The organism is Nonomuraea insulae (genome assembly GCF_042656245.1).
The window spans coordinates 103,526-123,905 of record NZ_JBHSPA010000109.1 but is presented as its reverse complement, the minus strand read 5'-3'; the positions used below and the strand labels follow the sequence as shown (position 1 = coordinate 123,905).

The 20,380-nt window shown below is 72.0% G+C and carries 12 protein-coding genes; 9 read left to right on the top strand and 3 right to left on the bottom strand.

Annotation, left to right across the window (positions count from 1 at the left end; translation table 11 throughout):
* Window positions 1–348 (bottom strand): hypothetical protein (locus ACFPZ3_RS61335; protein WP_379523674.1); only part of this gene is annotated, 348 nt, incomplete at its 3' end.
* Between the two features lie 370 nt (window positions 349–718).
* On the opposite strand from ACFPZ3_RS61335, the gene ACFPZ3_RS61330 reads away from it, so the two are divergent.
* Genes ACFPZ3_RS61330 through ACFPZ3_RS61320 form a run of 3 tightly spaced genes read left to right on the top strand, consistent with a single transcriptional unit; the run spans window position 719 to window position 10,230 of the window.
* On the top strand, window positions 719–9,148 hold the full coding sequence (locus ACFPZ3_RS61330; protein ID WP_379523673.1) for a hypothetical protein: 8,430 nt from the start codon (window positions 719–721) through the stop codon (window positions 9,146–9,148).
* Window positions 9,149–9,176: 28 nt separating this feature from the next.
* Window positions 9,177–9,701, top strand: coding sequence for a hypothetical protein (locus tag ACFPZ3_RS61325; RefSeq protein ID WP_379523672.1), 525 nt, complete (start codon window positions 9,177–9,179; stop codon window positions 9,699–9,701).
* Window positions 9,694–10,230 (top strand): hypothetical protein, encoded by a 537-nt coding sequence (locus tag ACFPZ3_RS61320; RefSeq protein ID WP_379523671.1) that lies wholly within the window; start codon window positions 9,694–9,696, stop codon window positions 10,228–10,230. The genes ACFPZ3_RS61325 and ACFPZ3_RS61320 overlap by 8 nt, the downstream gene beginning before the upstream one ends.
* A 95-nt stretch (window positions 10,231–10,325) precedes the next feature.
* Here ACFPZ3_RS61320 and ACFPZ3_RS61315 read toward each other — a convergent pair whose 3' ends face one another.
* The gene (locus tag ACFPZ3_RS61315) at window positions 10,326–10,487 is read right to left on the bottom strand and encodes a hypothetical protein (protein ID WP_379523670.1); all 162 of its coding nucleotides are present in this window, start codon (window positions 10,485–10,487) and stop codon (window positions 10,326–10,328) included.
* A 226-nt stretch (window positions 10,488–10,713) separates the two neighbouring features.
* Here ACFPZ3_RS61315 and ACFPZ3_RS61310 point away from each other — a divergent pair, with 226 nt between their 5' ends.
* From ACFPZ3_RS61310 to ACFPZ3_RS61295, 4 genes are all read left to right on the top strand, one after another.
* A complete protein-coding gene (locus ACFPZ3_RS61310) occupies window positions 10,714–11,778 on the top strand; it encodes an ABC transporter substrate-binding protein (protein WP_379523669.1) in 1,065 nt (354 codons plus the stop codon).
* 66 nt (window positions 11,779–11,844) lie between these two features.
* Window positions 11,845–12,687 (top strand): ABC transporter permease, encoded by an 843-nt coding sequence (locus tag ACFPZ3_RS61305; protein ID WP_379523668.1) that lies wholly within the window; start codon window positions 11,845–11,847, stop codon window positions 12,685–12,687.
* Window positions 12,663–13,355 carry an ABC transporter ATP-binding protein gene (locus ACFPZ3_RS61300; protein ID WP_379523667.1) on the top strand — a complete coding sequence of 231 codons (693 nt, stop codon included), beginning with the start codon at window positions 12,663–12,665 and terminating at the stop codon, window positions 13,353–13,355. Before ACFPZ3_RS61305 ends, ACFPZ3_RS61300 begins: the two co-directional genes overlap by 25 nt.
* Window positions 13,356–13,438: 83 nt before the next feature.
* Entirely contained in the window at window positions 13,439–14,773 is a 1,335-nt protein-coding gene (locus ACFPZ3_RS61295) for a lanthionine synthetase LanC family protein (protein WP_379523666.1), read from the top strand.
* A gap of 145 nt (window positions 14,774–14,918) precedes the next feature.
* On the opposite strand, the gene ACFPZ3_RS61290 is transcribed toward ACFPZ3_RS61295, so the two are convergent.
* The gene (locus ACFPZ3_RS61290; RefSeq protein ID WP_379523665.1) at window positions 14,919–16,832 is read right to left on the bottom strand and encodes an Ig domain-containing protein; all 1,914 of its coding nucleotides are present in this window, start codon (window positions 16,830–16,832) and stop codon (window positions 14,919–14,921) included.
* A gap of 299 nt (window positions 16,833–17,131) precedes the next feature.
* Here ACFPZ3_RS61290 and ACFPZ3_RS61285 point away from each other — a divergent pair, with 299 nt between their 5' ends.
* Window positions 17,132–19,000: a glycoside hydrolase family 127 protein gene (locus ACFPZ3_RS61285; RefSeq protein WP_379523664.1), complete on the top strand. Its 1,869-nt coding sequence runs from the start codon at window positions 17,132–17,134 to the stop codon at window positions 18,998–19,000.
* 11 nt (window positions 19,001–19,011) lie between these two features.
* A complete protein-coding gene (locus tag ACFPZ3_RS61280) occupies window positions 19,012–20,379 on the top strand; it encodes an extracellular solute-binding protein (protein ID WP_379523663.1) in 1,368 nt (455 codons plus the stop codon).
* Window position 20,380: the final 1 nt, after the last annotated feature.

Sequence of the window (20,380 nt, the reverse complement as noted above, 5' to 3'; positions counted from 1 at the left end):
CCCGGCCCCGGCCTCCGCCGCGAGCCAGGGCGGTCGCACCGGAACGGGCGCGCCGGACATCGATTCGCAGTCGCAGCGGCGCACCCCCGCCCCGACCCCCGACGAGGACCAGGACCAGCAGCCCGACGCCCCCGCCACGCCGGCGCAGGACCCGCAGACCTCGACCCCGGCCACGCCCGCCGGCACGGCGCCTTCCAGCACGGCGACATCTGCCGCCGCCACGACGGCTCCCACCCCGGGAACCCCTGCCGGCACGGCGGCGGCTCCCAACACGGCGGGCCCGGACACGGCGCCGTCCCCCGACAAGGCTCCGGACACGGCGGCGGCCCCCGGTGCTGGTCCGGACACGGCGGTCCCCGGTGCTGGTCCGGACGCGGCGGCGGCTCCCGGTGCTGGTCCGGACGCGGCGGCGGCTCCCAATACGGGGCCGGCTCCCAACGCGGCGGGCCCGGACACGGTGGACCCGGACACGGTGGGCCCGGACACGGTGGCGGCACCCAGTACGGCGGAAGCTCCCGGCACAGGGAACCCCGCCGGTGCGGCTCCAGACGCCGTCACCCCCTCCGACGGAGGCACGACGGCCGACGGCGGTGCGGTGGCGAATGGAGCGCCGCAGCCGGACTCGGGGGCGGCCGCACCGGCTTCAGCCTCGCCGGAAGCGCAGCCGGACGCCTCGGCGGACACGGGTGACACAGCCGCCACCGCCCTGACTGCGGCGATGGCACCGGCGCCGATCAGGGCTCGGACGGCGTTGGTCGATGCGCTCAGCACGAACTTCCCCGACGCGGTGGTCGGCCCCACCGGTGACCTGATCCTCCCGAGCGGCGACGGCGCCCGCATCATCCCCGCCGCCACCATGACCCGCATCCGCGCGGCCCTCAACATGCGGGCCACCGAGGTCACGAACCAGGCGGAGCTGGAGGTGGAGGCAGCCTCGATGCTGCTGGTCGCCCAGGCCGACGACAAGCTGTCGTCCGCGGCCCCCGGCACGGCCACCCAGGCAGCCCCCGCCACAACCTCGAACACCGGCCCGAACACCGGCCCGAACACCGGCCCGAACACCGGCCCGAACGCGGCGCCACGCCGAAGCTCGAGGACCGGCCGAGCCCGGGCGAACACCAGCAGACCCGGGACCGTCACCTCCAGGCCGGTGGCCGACACCAGGTACGTCCCCGCCGGCCGTCAGGACGGGTCCGTCCTGACGCTCGACGAGGCAAAGGCCGGAACCGCCGGCCTCGACCCCGAGTACTTCCTGAACGAGGACGTAGAGGAAGTGTCCTGGTCGGCGGACGGCGAGACCCTGGTGGTCCGCACGAGGACGCTCGGCACCCAGCACTTCCGCCCGGTCGTCGGCGGCCTGAGCCAGGACCTGATGGGCCAGACCGAGATCAAGGCCGATGGACCGCACGTGGTCCATCTGGCCCCGCACATGGCCCCCGACCAGCTCCCCAGGGTCTGGCTGCACGAGATCACGGACACCCTGCAACGCCTGGCGGCCGAGCGGGAAGGCACGCAGCAGGGCCCCCTGCGCCGGGTGCTGCCGGGCAACCGCCCGACCCGCGACGACTGTGTGCCCGCCAGGCTGAACGAACTGGCGTACCTGACCAAGAAGTGGCAGCAGGCGCGGACGCTGCCCGAGCAGCGCCTGCTCGCCGTGGACATCGACGGCGTGATCCGCGAGTTGCGGGAGCACGGCCAGACCCCGCCGCTTCCCCCCTGGGCCCCGGCTCAGGGCGGCCGCCCGACCCACGCGCCGCCCGTCCCGGACGGGCATCCGGCCGCCCAGCAGGTGCGTTCCATCATCGCGGCGCTCGAAGGAGCGGAAAAGGCCCTTCAGCAGCAGATCGCCTCGAAGGAGGACAGTTCGGAGCAGGCGGGCAAGCAGGCGTCCACGTCGAGCCGGGAGGCGCGAAAGGCGCTGAACCAGCGCGACAGCGGCAAGCACGAGCGTGCCCGCAAGGCCAAGCGGGAGGCCCGCGACCACCGGGCCACGCAGCGGCGGCACGCGAGGATCGCCAAGGCGTACGCCGCCGCGCTGAAGGAGGCCACCCGGGCGCGCGAGGCGTACGAGCGGCTGGCCGGGGCGATGAGCCAGGCCGGCACGCCCGCGAGCCCGGGCGGGGTGAGCATGGCCGACATCTCCGTCCGCCTGGCCGCCGAGGCCACGCGCGTGCACCAGAGCTACCTGGACGCGCTGGCCAAGGCGCTGCCCCAGGAGATCACCCTGTCCGCGGCGATGCCCACCGGCAGGCTGGCCCATCTCGGCGCGCTCACCAACTCGGTCAACGACCTGCTGCGGCGTAACGGGATCAAGGAGAGCTTCACCCCCGACGAGCTGGAACGCGCCCTGCGCGAGGACTGGCACAAGGCCGTCTCGCCCGACGGGGTCGTGCTGCGCGTCGGCCAGGGGCGGGGCGCGGCGGAAGTGCGCGTCCAGCTCACCCTGTCCGACCTGGCCGAGGTGGTCGATCCGGCCGTGAAGGCGTCGGAGATGATGGTGGGCCTGTTCGTCCAGACGGGCAGGACGGTCACCGCCACCGACTCGGGCAGCGGCGGCCTGTCCATGGGCTTCAACAGCACGATGCTGAAGCACGCCCTGCCCGACGGCGAGTTGTCGAGGCTGGTGGCCGAGGTGCTGGGCGTCGGCGGCGGAGTGAGCGCCGGGCGCACCTGGTCGGCGTCGGGCGGCGCGGGCACGTACGCCCAGGGCGGCTCGGTCTCCGACAACCGCGGCGAGTCCCTCCTGTACGACGCCGCCGCCACGTGGACCCTCGGCATCCGCACGGGGCGGGACAGTGAATGGCGGGACACCACCACGGTGAGCTCCGGCCTGCCCGGCGACTCCGGCGCCCAGCGGATATGGGTCTCGCACTCCTACACCGACCAGGAGCCCCGCAGGCTGGCCTGGATCGACGACGCCCGGCGTAACCCCGTGATGCCGAACCACGTCGTCTCCGGCATGACCGGCCTGGAGGACGCCCTCGACACCCTCATGGCCAGGCTCGGCGGCGACTTCGCCCAGGTCGGCACGAACGCCCACAACGACCTGCGCAAGTTCGTCACCGAGGAGCTGCCGAACGGGTTACGCGACGCGGTCAACGGCGGGCTCGACCGCGTGCTGGCCGTGAAGGGCGAGCCGCGCGCCCGGATCCGGGTCGAGACCGAGGTCGTGCTGGTGACCGCCAAGCCGGTGGGCGGGCCGAGCTCGAACGAGTGGGAGGAGGAGGTGCTCGTCGACTTCGCCGCCTCGCCCGGCGGGGCGTCGGCGGGGGGCTCGCTGGAGGTCAACGCCTCGGCCGGGCTCAACATCCCAGGACTCCAGGACGTGGACGTACTCGGCGACCTGGGCGACTACCAGCCGACGCTGGGGCCCAAGCTCAAGGGCAGCAGGTCGGCGTCGCAGTCGTACTCGTCCACGGCCAACGGGCAGGCGATCCACCCGAGCGTCCTCAGGAAGACCCGGCCCACGCAGGGGTACCGCCTCGAACTGCGGCACACGTTCATCGTGGAGACGATCGGGAAGCCGCCGGTCACACTGCCGCCGCACAGGAGCACCGCCGTCGTGCGCATGCAGGAGTCCGCCGCCTACCGCTTCGGACTGCCCGTGGACGCCGAGGCGCTGATCCGCGAGAACGGCAAGGTCATGACCGACGCCGACGGCAACGACGTGCTGCGCGGCGACCCCAGGCCGGTTCCGATCAAGGGCCGTAAGACGGAGCTGCCCGAGTGGCTCGGGGACGGCCCCGGGCAGATGCGCGGCGTGGGAGGACTGGGCGTCGTAGAGGAGATCACCGGGCTGGACGGGCTCGCCCGGTCCGTGCTGGACCAGCTCGCGGAGCGCGGCGTGGTGCCGAAGGTCGTCGACGGCGTCCCCCAGTACGCCAGGAACCGCCTCGCCAGGGCCAGCCAGATCCTCAACCAGCAGGAGATCGTCCAGCAGCTCTCGGAGCACCGCCTGCGCAGTGGGTACGACCAGGTGGCCCAGGACGGCATTCTCATCGACCTGACCCTGCACGGCCTGAACGCCGCCCCCGAGCACTACACGGTACGGGTGTCGCTGCAGCAGGACTTCAGCGACCGGGGGCAGTACGCCGGACTGACCGACGCCGAGGCCGTGGTCAACCTGGACATCGGCACGGACACCTCCGCGCGCGGCATCAGCCGCTCCAGGACGTACGGCGGCGGGCCCTCCACGGGCCTGAGCGAGGCCCCCGGCGAAGGACAGGACGGGTTGTCGCACGACGTAGGCCCGAACGCCGGCGGCAACCGCACCCGCACGGCGGGCTCCAGCACCGGCAGCACGGTCAACATCGTGACGCTGGCGGAGAGCACCGGCCCGGTCGCGATCTTCAACGTCCGCCACAAGCTCTCCGTGGACCTGCTGCACGACGGCGAGACGATCTCGCTGGACTCCCGCGAGGGCAGCGCCCGCCTGGCCTTCGCCGCCGAGCTCCTTCCCACGAAGGGCACGACGGCGCCGCCGGCCTCCATCGGCAAGCCGAGCGAGAAGTTGCGCAGGCGGGCGACGCTCCTGCACATGGACGTGCGGAACGCGGTGGACGCCGCACGACGAGTGGCGCCGAGGGCGATGCGCGAGGATTCGCCCGCGTTCCACCACATCGCGGCGTTCCTCAACGTGCGTAACCTCATCTCCCACCCCGAGCTGATGGACACCCCGCTCACCACCGACATCGCCGTCCGCCCGCAGGGCGCGGCGGTCAGCCGGTCGTCGGTCTCGGTGACGGGCGAGATGGTCGACGCGCGGGTCGTGGGCGTGATCGACCATGTGACGGGGCGCATCATCTTCGGGCTGGGCAGCGCCGGCGTGTCGTGGGGCGGCTCGTCGGGCATCTCGGTCGGCTCCTCGGCCGCCGGCACCGACCTCGACGACGGCGGCACGTCGAGCGACGGAGGGTCGCTCTCACTGCCCTCGCGATCGGGCGGCTCCTCGACCTCGACCTCCGTCATGGACATCTGGGGCACCGAGGAGCTGACGATCGAGACCGGCCGCCAGTATCTGGTGCACGCCGACACGATCCTCACCCTCACCGGCTCCGAGAGCGCCGCGAACGCGGTGCCGGTGGAAGGGGACCGCATCCCGCTCGGCCGGCCCAAGACGACCACGGCCGACGGCAGCGCGCTGTTCTCCCTCCCCGAGTACGACGCGCTGCTGATGTACTCCGACGGCGAGCTCGACCTGGAGCTGTCCCTGGTCGCCGACGCCGTCGAACGCTTCCGCAACGGCAGCCTGTCCCTGGACAGAACCCTCGCCGTGCCCCTGGTGCAGGCGTACGTCAAAGCCCTCACCGAGGCCCGCGCCCGCGGCGAGGCACCGGCGATCGCCGCCGAGCACACTCCCCAGAACCTGCTCAAGGCGGTCCAGGACGTCGCGGGGCTCGGCCCGGCGGCCACCAAGGTCCGGCAGGGAGAGGCGGAACGGCAGCTCGACCAGGCGCTGAGCACGGCGGCGGACCAGATCGCCCGCGCGAAGGACGTCGTGGTGGCGCCCCAGCACGAGAACGGCATGGGCGTCAGCACGGTCGAGTCCTTCGCCGTGACCGACGAGCAGGGCGAGGAGGTCCAGCTGATCGACGCGGTGCTGGACGCCGTGAACGCCGCGGTGCCCGGGGCCGAGGAGGGCACGCCGACCCTGCGCAAGGAGATGAGCGTCGACTTCTCCGGCGACCGTGCGGACATCCACATCTCCGACATGTGGTCGCGGAACGGGTTCGAGAAGACCTACCACGTACACACCGGCGCCCAGGCGGACCAGGCCGGGACGGTCACCGTCCGCGTACGCGTCGAGCCCGACGGCGACCCCCGCAGGGGGGAGCTCCTCGGGCACACCGACAACGCCGGCATCATCATCCAGCGCTACCGCTACAACGACCTGACGCACACGGAGGCGTACAACGGCTCCTACTCCGCCGGCCTCGACTACTCCGCCACGGACGACGGCGACGGCCTCGGCGGCGGCGTGTCCACCGACCGCAGCCGCTCCTACTCCGCCTCCAGCAACCAGCAGGCCACCAGGTTGCAGCGCCTGGGCCTGTTCAACGGGCTCGACCGCGTCCAGCAGGGCATGACGCTCGTCATCGAGATCGAGCACAAGCCCGCCCGCACCAGGAGGAAGCTGCCCGGCGCGCACAGGGCGGCCGCCGCGATCCGAGCCGCGGCCGACCGCGTCCGCCGCCGCAGGTCCGCGGGCCCGCCCCGCTACAGGGCCACGCTCGTACGCCGCATCCCGACCGGCATGACCAGGCCCGTCGCCGAGGACCCGGGACCTGTCACCATGGTGACCGACCCGCGCGAGGTTCAGCTCCACCCCGGCCACTTCCCCGCGACGCTGCTGGAGGACCCCGGCAAGCCCACCCTGTACGAGATCGTCACGGCCCGGCTGTCCAAGATGCTGGGCTCGAACACGGTCACAGAACGCCGGGCCGAGGTGGCCGCCTGGCTGGCCCCGTCCGCGCTGATCACCGCCTTCGAGCGGATGGCCGGGACCGAGGGCGTCATCGTCGGTGGGATGGCCAGGCAGAAGTTCAAGAACCAGGGCGCAGACGTCAGGGTCAAGGCCCGCCTGTCCGACCTCACCATCGTGGCCGGGCCGTTCGACGGCGAGAAGGGCCAGGTGGACAGGAAGGCCGACGCCCAGAACATCTCCACCTCCCGCGGCCGCGTCCTGCCCGCCGGCCTCGGCGGGACCGTCAAGAACGGCGAGCTGGGCCTGGACTTCGGCGCCAAGGCCGGCGAGCAGGCGTCGGAGACCGTGAACGACCACCACGGGGCGCGCAGGGAACGCAGCATGTTCGAGAGCGGCAAGTTGTACACCGTGCGGCTGCGCGTGGACTACGACCTCACCTTCCGGTACGTGACCCGGGAGCGCGACGGCAACGTACGGGGCGTCGGCGACCCCGTCCACCTGCCCGGCGCCACCACCGGCACGGCGGACGTGACGCTCTTCGGCGAGGAGATCGAGGAACTGCTCGACCGGATGGAGGCCGGCGTCCGCCTCGGGAACGAGCCCGCCGGCCTGCGCACGTTCCGGTTCGTGCCCGAGCGCGGCCGGGAGGGGCTCCTCCAGATCCTCGGGGACGCCCGGATCGCGGCGCGCGAGCGCGGGGAGGCGGCCGTGGTCGCGGTCCGCGAGGCGGACGGCGTACACCGCTACCGGGCCGCGCCCGACGGGACCATCCACAGCGAGACCCCCGACGGCGGCTTCGCCGAGGCGTTCTCCACGCTTCCCCCCGGCGTGCTCACCGCGGCCGAGCAGCACGACGCGGACCTGCGGCACATCTTCCTGAACTCCCAGGAGCCCGGCACCTTCGCCCACCAGGTCACGGCCGCGCTGCCGGCCGGCGCCGTCCCCGCCGCGCCCGATCCCGCCTGGCCGGCCGTCACCGCGCCGTCGCAGGCCCCGGCGGGCGGCAGCGTCGCCCAGGGCATCACGCCAACGTCCGTCACCGACCCCGCCATCGCCAGCACCCCGTTCGACGCCTCCGCCCGTCCCGACGGGGTGCCCGACCTGACCGTCGCCGAGATACGCGGGCAGAACGTGTCCCCGGCCGACTTCGGCGGCGCGGTGACGAACCTGTTCTGGGCCGGGGACGACCGGCTCGTCGTCCAGTTCGCCACCGGTCCCGACCAGCACTTCCAGGTTCTGGCCGAGGACCCGGGGGAGGGGCTGCTCGGCCGCACCGAGCTGGGCACGGCCGGGAACCCGCACGTGGTGCGGATCGGGCTCCGGGTGGCCCCCGAGGTCGTGTCGTCGGTGCTGGTCCACGAGGTCTCCCACGTCGCCCAGGAGACGGCGGCGGCCCAGGCAGGGGCGGAGCAGGGCGTCGTCAGGGCCGCCCTTTCGCCCGACCAGGCCGAGGGGACCGACCATTGCCTGACGCCGCGGCTGGACGAGCACGCGCACCTGTCACGGAAGTGGCGCGCGGCGGGGGACCCGGCCGCGCGGGAGCGGATCGCGGCGGCCATCGACACGATCGCCGCCGACATCGAACGCCGCGGCCACACCCCACCCGCGCCACCGTGGGCCACAGGCCCCACCACCCTCAGCACCGAGCACAAGCCACCACCCGGCTACGAACACACGCCACCACCCGCGCCGGGCCCTGCGGCGACGCCCGGCCACGAGCGCGCGGTGTCCCCCGGCGGGCAGGAAGCGGGGGCGCGGCACGCCGTTGCGCCCGGGGCCGAGGACGCCGCCGCGATCGCGCGGCTGCGCGGCCTGATCGACGCCCTCTCCGGGACGGTGCCCGCCCAGGGCCGCCGCTCCGTCGCCTCCGCCTTGAACGGCGCACCGGCGAACGGCGGCGCGCCGGCCACCGGGCCGCTCGCCTCCGCTCTGAGCGGTGAGTCGTCCGTCGCCGGGTCGCTCGCCTCGGCCCTGGGCGGGAAGAAGGCCGGGCTCGCCGCCGAAGTGCGGGCGGAAGCGCGCAGGGCGGGGCTGGCGGCGGATCAGCCGGGGGCGGCGGCCAGGACGGTGGAGCTGGTCCGGGCGGGCGAGCTCAGCCCCCAGCACGTCGAGGTGTTGCGCGGTCCGACGGCGCTGCCGGAGATGGCCGCCGCCAAGGCGTTCGAGCGCGGCGCGGCACAGATGGGCGCCCGCGTCCGCACCTACGGCCCCGGCCTGCTCGGCATCGAGATCCCCGGCCACCCGGCCATCCCCGTCGAGATACGCCCCGCCGGGCAGCCCGGGCCCGACGGGGGCGTGCTGACGTTCCAGGTGGATGGCCACCGCACGATCGGGGCGAACGAGCGGGCCGCCGCCACCATGGCGGCGGGCGCCGTCGCCCGGGCGCGCGGCATCGCGCCCGGTGACCACCAGAAGCTGGCCGGGCTGTACGAGGCCGTGCGCCAGGTCAGGACGGCCACCATCGCGCAACGCCCGGGACGGCTCGGCGTCCTGCACGATCTGGCCGCCACCGCGCCCCTCCAGTTCGTCCCCGCCCCGCTGGCCGCAGAACTGACGGTGCTGCTCGACGGGCCGCGCCCCGGAGCCCGGCACGCGTACTGGGAGCGCATGCGCAAGGTCACCAACGGCACCGGGCTGCTGCCGCCGGAGGAGAAGTGCCGATGCCCGGAGGACGGGCCGTGCGGGTGCGGACTGCGAGCGCGGTCCGCCGGGGTGCGGGCATGATAGGGAGAACCCTGAGGAGAGGACGGCTATGACGTTCGCGGTAGCACGGACGAGGGATGAGGCGCATCTCTACCTCGACCTGCACCCGTGCCCGTGCGGCTCGGTGGACACGACCTGGCGCAGCGGCCTGGTCAGCGCCGACGGCGGCCCGGCCAATCGTTACTCCGGCACCTGCGGAGGGTGCGGCGCGGAGCGGGAATACGTGTTCGGGCTGCCGGAGCGGCCCGTGATGCCCTCGGGGTACCCGACGTTCGGGGGTGAGGAGCCGTCGCAGCTCCTCGACGCGGGGGAGTGGTTGTGGGTGGCGGATCTGACGGCGGGCAACGTGCCGGTGGACGACGAGGCCGAGGCGCGCCGCACGCTGGCGGTGGCCACGGCCGCCGTCGAGGAGGTCGTGAAGTTCATCCCGCCGGGAGCGGACGCGGTGCCCGACGACGGTTTCTGGTCGCGGCGGGGGCAGGAGGTGCGGACGGCCGAGCCGGGCAGGTTCGAGCTCGACCGGCTGCTGATCGTCCGGGACACCTACCGTGACCTGGTGGTGCGGCATGCCTGAGCGCGGCCTGGCACGATCGCTGGTGGAGGCGTACGTCTATCTCGACCTGGCGGCGTCCGGCGGGTCCGAGGAGGCGGGCGTCACCGATGAGAGCGACGGCTGGGCGGTGCGGGCCGACGGCGTCGAGGTGCTGGTCCCGTACGACGCTGAGGACGCCGCCCAGCATGAGGGCGCGACCTTCGGCACGGGCCTGTCCGAGCTGCTCGACGCCGGTCAGTGGGTGCTGGTCGGCGCCACGTACGCGAGCAGGGCCCTGGAGGCCGGGCTGTTCTACGCCGCCGACTCCTCCGATCCTGAGGAGTTCGACAACGTCACCGCGGATTGGGCCTTCGCCGCCGACGCCATGGTCGAAGCACTGAAGTTCCTTCCGCATGGCGCCGCCGAGCTGCCCGAGGAGGCGTTCTGGACGGAGATGGGCAACTCGGCCCGCGACGCCGACCCCGGCCGCTTCACCCGGACGAAGCTGGAAAGCGACCTCGCCTTCTACCGTCAGAGCCTGGCCGACTTCCACCGCCTCCACACCACCTGACCACCCTCTCCGCACCGCCTGACCACCGTCTCCACACCGCCTCCGCACCGCCTGACCACCGTCATCACCCTGGCGGCGAACCGAGCGCCTTGGGGTCAGTGGCGGCGCGGTGTGTACGGGGGCAGCGCCGTCACGTCGATGTCCGCGTCCGGCCAGCGGCGCCGCACCGCCTCGGCCAGCCGGCGGCACCAGCCCGCCAGCGCCGGCAACGCCCGGTGGACGTCGGCGGTGTGGGCGGCGGCCTCCAGGGTCGTCACCAGCGTACGGGAGAAAAAACCCATATATCTGGTAGGAAATGTTGACTTATTCGAACGGGGCTCGTAGCTTCGAGGTCATGAAGCAGGGCCTTCGCCTGACCAGGCGCGCGCACGTGGACTTCGGTCACGTCGCCAGCGCGCAGTGTCGCTGATCAAAGACTGGAGCGATCCGCCCGCACGCACGGGCCGAACACCCATGTCCGCGACGACCCAGAGGACCATCTCCATGCCTCCCCCCACCGCAAGACGGATACGACCGGCGCTCGCCGCACTCCTCCTGCTCACCCTGATCACCGCCTGCGCCCGCCCCGGCGAGCAGCAGGCGAACGGCCCGGCACTCGCGCCCGACGCGCCGCTGCCGACCACGGTCCCCCAAGGCACCAAGCTGATCGTCGGAGATCCCCCGACCAAGGTGGCGCTCCAGCTCTCCGGCGAGATCGACAAGTTCTCCTTCACCGTCGAGTGGGCCAACCTCAGCGGCGGCCCCCAGACGAGCGAGGCGTTCAGGGCCGGCGCGCTGGACGTCGGCGCGGTCGCGGAGATCCCGGCGATCCACGCCACCTGGACCGGCCTGCCCGTGAAGATCGTCGCCTCGAAGTTCCGCAAGGACCCGATCGGCCATCCGACGTACGAGCTGGGCATCGCCCCAGGAGTCAGCGTGAAGACCCTGGCCGACCTGCGCGGCAAGAAGATCGCCTACAGCCCCGGCCAGGCGCAGGGGGCGCTGGTGCTCAAGGTGCTGAAGAAGGCCGGGCTCACCAAGGACGACGTCACCTTCGTCGAACTGCCGAGCACCGGCGACGTCTATCCCAACGCGCTGGCCTCGAAGCAGGTGGACGTGGCCCCGATCGGCGGCGTCAACATCAAGCGGTACCTCGCCAAGTTCGGCGGTGACGGCGCCACGACCATCGCCCACGGGCTGCGCGACGACCCCGGCCACCTCTACGTCCGCACCGTCACCCTCCAGGACCCGGCCAAGGCCGCCGCCATCCGCGAGTACGTCGCCGCCTGGGCCAGGGCCTCCCGCTGGGTCTACGAGCACCCGAAGGAGTGGATCGAGGGCTACTACGTCAAGGACCAGGGCCTCAGCGCCGCCGACGGCCAGTACCTGGTGAACCAGGCCGGCGAACCCGACATCCCGGCCGACTGGTCGGGGGCCATCGCCCGCAACCAGGAGACCGTCGACATCCTGGCCGCCGAGACCGGCAACCCGAAGCTCAACGCCAAGGACCTGTACGACCTGCGCTACCAGACGGTCGGCGCGGACGCGATCAAGGGTGGTGCCCGATGACGGTTCTCGCCTCGGTCAAGGGTGGTGCCCGATGACGGTTCTCACCTCGATCAAGGGCGGTGCCCGATGACGCTGCTCGCCTCGGTCAAGGACGGTGCCCGCTCTTCCGCCTCCGGCACACGCCCGCGCGCCCACCGCCGCCTCAGGCCGGGCCGCCCGATCAAGCTGGGCTTCCTGATCGGCCCGTTCCTGCTGCTCGCCCTCTGGGTGGTCGCCTCCGCCGCCGGCTGGCTCGACCCCAGATTCCTGTCGGCGCCCTGGACCGTGATCACCACCGCGGGGGAGCTGATCGAGACCGGCCGCCTGCAGGACAACCTGCTGACCTCGGTCGGCCGGGTCGCGCTCGGCCTGGCCATCGGCGTGCCCCTCGGCACGGCGCTCGCGCTGCTGTCCGGGCTCAGCCGCTGGGGCGAGGCCATCATCGACGGCCCCGTCCAGATCAAGCGCTCCATCCCGTCACTCGCGATCATGCCGCTGCTGATCCTCTGGCTCGGCATCGGCGAGGGCATGAAGGTCACCGTCATCGCCGTCGGCGTCCTCGTGCCGATCTACATCCACACCCACAACGGCCTGCGCGGCATCGACAGCCGCTACGTCGAGCTGGCCGAGACGGTCGATCTCGCGCGGGGCACGTTCATCAGGAAGGTCGTGTTGCCGGGGGCGCTGCCGGGGTTCCTGCTCGGGCTGAGGTTCGCGGTCACGACGGCGTGGTTGTTCCTGGTGGTGGCCGAGCTCATCAACTCCACCAGCGGCATCGGCTACATGATGGACCTGGCGCGCACGTACGGGCAGACTGACGTCATCCTCGTCGGCATCGTCCTGTACGGGCTGCTCGGCCTGTTCTCCGACGCCGCCGTCCGGCTCGTGGAGAGGAGGACGCTGACATGGCGACGCACGTTGGCGAGCTGATCCGGGTAGAAGGCCTGACCCGGGTGTACGGGGACCGCAAGGTGCTCGACCACCTGGACCTGGAGCTGGCGCCCGGCGAGTTCGTCGCGCTGCTCGGGCGCAGCGGCTCCGGCAAGAGCACGTTGTTGCGGGCGCTGGCCGGGCTCGACTGGGATGTGGCGGGCGACGGGCGGACCGAGGTGCCCGACCAGGTGTCGGTGGTCTTCCAGGACGCCCGGCTGCTGCCCTGGCAGCGGGTGCTCCCGAACGTGGTGCTCGGCCTGACCGGGGCCGACCAGCGCGGTCGCGACAGCCTGGCGGAGGTGGGGCTGGCGGGCCGGGAGCGGGCCTGGCCCAACGAGCTGTCCGGGGGTGAGCAGCAGCGCGTGGCGCTGGCCCGATCCCTGGTGCGCGAGCCGCGCCTGCTTCTGGCCGACGAGCCGTTCGGCGCGCTCGACGCCCTGACCAGGCTCAAGATGCACCGCTTGCTGCGCCGCCTGTGGGAGCAGCACCGCCCCGCCGTGCTCCTGGTCACGCACGACGTGGACGAGGCGATCGCGCTGGCCGACCGTGTGCTCGTGCTCGACGACGGTAAGATCGCGACCGAGCAACGGCTCGGCTCGCACACCAGCCCCGCCGATACCCGGGCCGCGCTCCTGCGGGCGCTCGGGGTGACGGGGGAGTCATGAACGGAAGACCTGGACCCGCGGCCGGATGCGCGGCATCCTAGGGATTCCGAGTATTCCTACTCAACTTATGGGAAAATAGGACCATGAGCCTGGAAGAGACGCGCGCGTCGAGCGCCCGTGCCGATTCCCCGCTGACCGCGGCCATCCTGGCCGGCCGGTGGATCAGATCGGCCGCGATCGACGACGAGCACGGCCGGCGGTGGCTGGCCAACCCCGACTCACGCGGCGCGTCGGCGGTCACCGCGGAGCCCTGGTCCCTCTACTCGGGGGCGGCGGGCATCGTGCTGTTCTTCCTGGAACTGGCCGCCGCCACGGGCCACGAGGCGTACCTGGACGACGCCAGGGCCGGGGCCCGCAGGCTCGCCGCCACCTGGAGGGAGCAGGACGACCTGACCCTCTACCACGGGCTGACCGGCGTGATGATCGCGCTCATGGAGGCGGGCTGGACGCTCGGCGAGGCCGAGTTCGAGGCCGAGGCCGCCGCGATCGCCGACGTGATCGTCCGCCGGGGCCGCGAGTCCGACTCCGGCGACGGGGTGATGTGGTCCCGCGACCCGGCTCAGCGCGGCGAAGGGGGCATCATCCTCGGGCTGCTGCGGGCCGCCACCCATCTGGGGGTGCCCGCGTACGAGGAGGCGGCGATCGAGGCGGGCCTGCGCATCGCCCGCCTCCCGGTGCCGGGGCACCGCTTCGGCGACTGTGCCGACCTGCCGGTGGACGCCGTCACCCCCGGCTTCCTGGCCGGCACGGCCGGCACGGCCTTCCTGCTCGCCCGCCTGTACGGGGTGACGGGCGAGAACCGTTTCCTGCAGGCCGCCCGCAGCGGCGCGGCCTTCGTCCGCGAGGTCAGCCTGGTGACCGGCGGCTGCGCGGTCGTCCCGCACCACGTGCCGCACGCCCGCGGCCTGCACTATCTCGGGTTCTGCTCCGGCTCGGCGGGCGTGGCCAGGATGTTCTACGAGCTCCACCGGGTCTCCGGCGATCCGGGCGACCTGGAGTGGGCGCAGCGGCTGGCGCGGGGGATCGTGAGCAGCGGCGTGCCGAACCGCCGTACCGAGGGCTACTGGAACGTCGCCTGCCAGTGCTGCGGCACGGCCGGGGTGATCGAGCTGTTCGTCGGCCTGTGGGCCGCGACCGGCGAGGAGTCCCACCTGGACTACGCCCGCACCCTCGCCGCCGACCTGATCGGCCGCGCCACCGACCACAACAGCCAGGGTTACCGCTGGTACCAGGCCTACCGGCGGCTGCGGCCCGGCGAGGTGACGGCCGACACCGGCTACATGGTGGGCGCGGCCGGTATCGGCACCGCCCTGCTCCACCTGGACGCCGCCGGCCAGGCCCGCCACCCGCGCCGCGTCATCCTCCTGCCCGACAACCCGTTCCCCGCCATCCCGCTGCCCACCTCCGCCCTGGGCTGACCTCCGGTCCGGTGCGCCCGCCGAGCGCCTGCGCCGTGGGGCCGCCCTCGCACCCGGTCCCACGGCGATCGCCGGCCGCCATGACCTCCCGCACCTCTCGCGAGAGCCGGAGTGCGGCGGCCGGCGAACGTTCAGGCCGGCGCCGTCAGGCGTAGGCCTTCACCTCCAGCAGGCCGACCGACCCCTGCCCGCTCTGCAGCACGACCCTGAGCCGGCTGGTGTCCACCGCCGCGAACGTCGCCCGGTTGTAGGCGTTCGTCGAGACCGGGTAGGTGGCGGTCAGGTCGGTGTAGGCGCTGCCGTTCCAGTACTGCAACTTCCAGGAGGACGGCACCCGCACGCCGCCGTTGTCGTCGAAGAAGTACACCTCGGCCGAGCGGAGCGTCTGAGCGGACGGCCAGGTCAGCTCGGCCCACTGCGCGCCCGTCTGCGGCCAGGTGCCCCAGCGGCGGTTGACGGTGTCGTTCGACGAGGGCGGGTCGATGCCGTCGTTGACGGCCGCGACGCTCTCCCACGGCGAGGTGTAGGAGGCCGACGGCGTGGCGGTCCTGGCCAAGTTGACGGCGGTGGCGCCGCCGACGGTGAGCGTGAAGGACCTGGTCACCGGGGTGCTGAGGCGGTCGTAGTCCCTGAGCTGGACGGTGAAGGTGGAGGTGCCGGCGGCGGCCGGGGTGCCGGTGATGGCGCCGGTGAAGCGGTCGAGGCTCAGCCCGGCGGGCAGGGAGCCGCTGGTGACCTGCCAGTCGTAGAAGGGCACGCCGCCCTTGGCCGCCAGCGTCTGCTGGTAGGCGGTCCCTGGAGTGGCCGACGGCAGGGATGTGGTGACGATGGAGGGCGCGAGGAACGGGGTCAGGTTGCGGTTGAGCTTCCAGCCGGCGTTCTCGGCGACGAGCAGGGCCAGCTTGGTCAGCATCCACCTGCGGGTGGGGAACAGGTGGGTCCAGCCGCCGCTCTGCCCGCTGATCCGGTCCCAGTTGGGCTGGTCGCCGGGGATGTGGTAGCTGGAGTCGAGCGGAACCGCGCGCCCCTGGTACGCCACGACGTCCGGGTCGGTGCCGCCCCCCGCCACGTAGGAACGCATCCCGGCCCAGTCGCTGTGGAAGGCGACGGCGTGGCCGTACTCGTGCATGACGAGCCCGTGCACGTCCAGGACCGAGCCCGCGATCTCCGTCTTGTACCAGTCCTCGTCGGCCAGCGAGGTGAACAGCTGCTTGTTCGCCTCGTCGTACTCGAAGATCATCGCGGTGGATCGGTGCAGCGGTCCCGCGAGCTGCTGGCCGGCGCGGGTGCTGTAGCGGCCGTTGGCCGCGGGGTAGCCGGTCGAGTACGGGGTCTGGATGCCGCGGAAGTAGACGTACATGCCGTTGTAGGCGGCGTTGTTGGTGACGTTGACGGTGTTCTGCCAGTCGTTGCCCGGCAGGTGGTTGCTCTCGGCGCCGGCCGCCACGGTGTCGAAGGGGGCCATGTCGAAGAAGCGGAACCAGTCCTTGACCGCCTCCTCGGCGGCGGTCCTGAAGGCCGGCTGGTTGAAGTAGCCGGTGATGGTGTCGTAGCGGTAGTCGAAGGCGATCGGGAGCGACGGCTGCAGCGCGGTCTTCTCGTCCTGCTGCACGTAGATGGGCATGGACTGCTGGTAGGTGGCCCCGCCCGCGTCCCTGATCGTCAGCCGCAGCGTGTGCTGCTCGTCCTGCCCCGCGCCGCGCTTGGAGTGGATGGCCAGACGGAAGATCTTGGACTCCGACGCGTTCGCGAACGTCAGCGTCTTGGTCGCGCCGGTGGCGGTGAGCTGGCTGGGCAGGTCCATCATCAGCCGCGAGGTGCCCTCGGCCTTGAGATCGACGCTGGCCGGGAAGCGCACGTCGGCCGGCGGCCTGACGGTGAGCTCGATGTAGGGGTTGGCCAGGTAGCCCTGCCAGTCCACGAGCTTGACGCCGTAGGAGTTGACGGTCCTGCCGAACATGTCCACCACCGTGGCGGTGGGGGCGGCGTGTGCGGGGGCCGATGGCCCGGTGACGAGGAAGGACGCGAGTAAGGCGGCCAGGACGGCCAGTCGCTTCATGACGAAACCTTTCTTTCCGGGGGTGCGTGGCGAAAGAACTGAAAGGTTTTCGGAAGCAAAGCCCACCGTGAAGAGGTCTGTCAAGGCCGCTCACCGCCGTTTGCAGCAATGCAACGTTCCTATAACGAAGAAAAGGTTTTCGGCGGATGCTGTTGCGATCGGGGGGTGTCTTGCGGGAGCAAGGGAGAGCAACCGTTTTCCCCGCGTCCCGCCCGCACAGGCAGGTCTATTGACTAGTGCTGTATCACATCTTACATTGCGGGCGAGAAAACCTATTCCCAGTTCTCTCAGGGAGCACGATGTCTGACCTCACGGACCGCGTCCGCGGCCCGCTGGCACCTTCCACCGGAGTTCAGCAGCCGCTGGGCATCGACGACGTCGAGATCGAGGGAGGCCCGTTCGGCCGCTGGCAGCAGATCAACCGGGAGGCCGGCATCCCGCTCGGCCTGGAGCAGATGGAGAAGTCGGGCGCGGCGCCCAACCTGAGACTGGCCGCGGGGGAGGGCGGCGGGTCCTTCCAGGGCTACCGCTTCCAGGACTCCGACCTGTACAAGCAGCTCGAAGCGGTCGCCTGGGAGCACGCCAGGAGGCCCGACGACGGCTACCGCGCCTTCGTCGCCGAGTCGGCCGCGCTGCTGGCCCGCGCGCAGCGCCCCGACGGCTACCTGAACTCGCACTACCAGGTGGTCAAGCCGGACAAGATCTTCGCCGAGCTGGAGTACAGCCACGAGATGTACTGCGCCGGCCACCTCTTCCAGGCGGCCGTGGCCGCGGCGCGGGCGGGGCTCGGCGAGGAGTTGCCCGCGGTCGCGCGGAGGTTCGCCGACCTGCTGGTCCAGCGGTTCCTGGTGGACGGCGACGACGGCATCGACGGGCACGCGGAGGTGGAGACGGCGCTGGTCGAGCTGTACCGGCTGACCGGGGAGCGGCCGTACCTGGAGCTGGCGCGCAAGCTGATCGACAACCGCGGCAAGGGCCTGATCGCCCAGACCGGCCTCGGCCCCCTCTACGCGCAGGACCACCTGCCCGTACGCGAGGCGGACACCGCCGTCGGGCACGCCGTGCGCCAGCTCTACCTGGAGGCCGGCGTCGTCGACGTCGCCGTCGAGACCGGCGACGAGGAACTGCTGGCCTGCTCCGTGCGCCGCTGGGAGGACCTGGTCGCCACCAAGACCTCCATCACCGGCGGCCACGGCTCGCGCCACGACGGCGAGGCGTTCGGCGAGCGCTACGAGCTGCCGCCCGACCGCGCCTACAACGAGAGCTGCGCCGCCATCGCGAGCATCCACTGGAACTGGCGGCTGCTGCTGGCCACCGGCCACGGCCGCTACGCCGACCTGATCGAGCGCACCCTCTACAACGCCTTCGCCGCCTCCACCTCGGCCGACGGCACCCGCTTCTTCTACGTCAACCCGCTGCAGCGCCGCGCCGACCTGTTCGAGGACGCCTACCTGGGCCGCCGCAGGGACTGGTTCGCCTGCGCCTGCTGCCCGCCGAACATCATGCGCCTGGTCGCCTCCCTCGGCCACTACGTCGCCACCACCGACGCCGAGGGCCTGTCGGTGCACCAGTACGTGCCCGGCACCATCCGCGCCGGCGGCATCACCCTCGCCGTCGAGACCGGCTATCCCTGGGACGGCCGCGTGCGTTTCACCGTGCGCGACACCCCGGGCGGCGAATGGACGCTCAAGCTGCGCGTGCCCGCCTGGAGCGCGCCCGGTGACCTCGCCCCGAACGCCGACGGCTACGCCGAGATCCGCCGCGACTGGAAGTCCGGCGACACCTTCACCCTCGACCTGGACCTGACGCCCCGCCTCGTCCGGCCGCACCGCAAGATCGACGCCCTCCGGGGCTGCGCCGCGATCGAGCGCGGCCCGCTCGTCTACTGCTTCGAGCAGATCGACCAGGGCGACGACCTCGAGGACCTGGCACTCCTTCCCGAAGCGCGGCTGCGCACCGTGGAGCGCGACCTGCCCGGCGTCGGCAGGACCGTGCAGATCGAGGCGGACGCCCTACGCCTGCCGCCCTCGACGCCGGACGGTCTGCCGTACGGCACCACCCCCCAAGACCTCCAGGCTCGCACCCCCGTCACCGCCACGGCCGTTCCCTACTACCAGTGGGACAACCGGGACGGCGGCGTGATGCGGGTCTGGACACCCCTCGCGTAAGGACCGTACGAATGAAGAGAAGAGACCTGTTCAGAATGGGTTCCCTCGCCGCACTCGGCGCGGCGGCGGCGGCCTGCGGCTCGGGTGGCACGGGTGCGGCAGGCTCCACGGAGCTGCAGTTCATGTACTGGGGCTCGACGTTCGAGAAGGCCGCCATCGAGAAGATGCTCAAGGCCTTCGAGCAGAAGAAACAGGGCGTCAAGGTGAAGCCGGTCTTCACGCCCGACGAGTATGACGTCAAGCTCAACAGCCTCCTGGCCGGCGGCAACACGCCCGACCTCGGCTACGTGCCGATGTCGATGTCCTTCCGCCTGGCCGAGCAGGGCAACCTGGTCAACCTCTTCCCGTACCTGAAGAAATACCCCCAGCTATCCGGCTACCTGCCGGACGCCTACCTCTGGTACGGGCCGGACAAGCTGCACGGGGTCTCCACCGCCAACGAGATCGAGCTGCTCTGGTACAGCAAGCCGGCCATCGCCGAGGCGGGCGTCGCCGCGCCGCCCGCCGTCGCGGACCAGGCCTGGTCGTGGGACCAGTTGGTGCAGAACGCCTACAAGCTCACCGTCGACCAGAACGGCAAACACCCCGACGAGTCGGGCTTCGACCCCAAGCAGGTCCGCCAGTTCGGCATCTCGGTCAGCATCACCTACGCCGCCGCCTGGTACGGGTTCCTGCGCGGCAACGGCGGCGACTTCGCCGACGAGGCCGGCAAGAAGTGCCTGCTGGACAGCCCCGAGGCCATCCAGGTGTTCCAGAACCTGCAGGACCTCATCTACAAGCACCGCGTCGCCCCCGGCCCCGGCCAGCTCGCCGCGACCGGCGACGACGTGCCGGGCACCAACATCCTGCTCAAGACCAAGCGGGTGGCCATGGTCGTGGACGGCCACTGGGCGCTGCTCGACATGAACGAGAGCAAGGCCGACTACGGCATCGGCGTGCTCCCCAAGTACGCCGAGCCGTTCACCACCTCGCAGGTCGCGGGCGCTTCCTCGGTGTTCAGCGGCTCCAAGCACGTGGAGGAGGCCGTCGAGCTGTTCGCCTTCCACATCGACCCCCGGTACGTGGACCTGTACAAGCTGGGCCTGTGGATGCCGCAGGAGAAGAAGTACTACGAGGACCAGGCCGCCATCGACTCCTGGACCAAGACCGACGGCCACCCGCCCGAGTTCCGCACGGCGGTCGTGGACTACGCCCGCGACCACGGGGTGCCCGACCTGCGCAACCGGGTCAAGAACCTCTCGGCGATCTCCAGCGACGTGCTGACCCCTGCGCTGCAGGAGATCGAGTCCGGCAAACGGCCCGCCGCCGAGATCCTCAAGGCCGTCAGCCCCAAGATCACCGGCATGCTGCAGGGCTGGCAGCACGTCCAGGAGTTGTGAG

Coding starts and splice junctions, on each gene's coding strand:
- ACFPZ3_RS61330 (WP_379523673.1), top strand. CDS start 719: ATGGCACCGGCGCCGATCAGGGCTCGGACGGCGTTGGTCGATGCGCTC.
- ACFPZ3_RS61325 (WP_379523672.1), top strand. CDS start 9,177: ATGACGTTCGCGGTAGCACGGACGAGGGATGAGGCGCATCTCTACCTC.
- ACFPZ3_RS61320 (WP_379523671.1), top strand. CDS start 9,694: ATGCCTGAGCGCGGCCTGGCACGATCGCTGGTGGAGGCGTACGTCTAT.
- ACFPZ3_RS61310 (WP_379523669.1), top strand. CDS start 10,714: ATGCCTCCCCCCACCGCAAGACGGATACGACCGGCGCTCGCCGCACTC.
- ACFPZ3_RS61305 (WP_379523668.1), top strand. CDS start 11,845: ATGACGCTGCTCGCCTCGGTCAAGGACGGTGCCCGCTCTTCCGCCTCC.
- ACFPZ3_RS61300 (WP_379523667.1), top strand. CDS start 12,663: ATGGCGACGCACGTTGGCGAGCTGATCCGGGTAGAAGGCCTGACCCGG.
- ACFPZ3_RS61295 (WP_379523666.1), top strand. CDS start 13,439: ATGAGCCTGGAAGAGACGCGCGCGTCGAGCGCCCGTGCCGATTCCCCG.
- ACFPZ3_RS61290 (WP_379523665.1), bottom strand. CDS start 16,832: ATGAAGCGACTGGCCGTCCTGGCCGCCTTACTCGCGTCCTTCCTCGTC.
- ACFPZ3_RS61285 (WP_379523664.1), top strand. CDS start 17,132: ATGTCTGACCTCACGGACCGCGTCCGCGGCCCGCTGGCACCTTCCACC.
- ACFPZ3_RS61280 (WP_379523663.1), top strand. CDS start 19,012: ATGAAGAGAAGAGACCTGTTCAGAATGGGTTCCCTCGCCGCACTCGGC.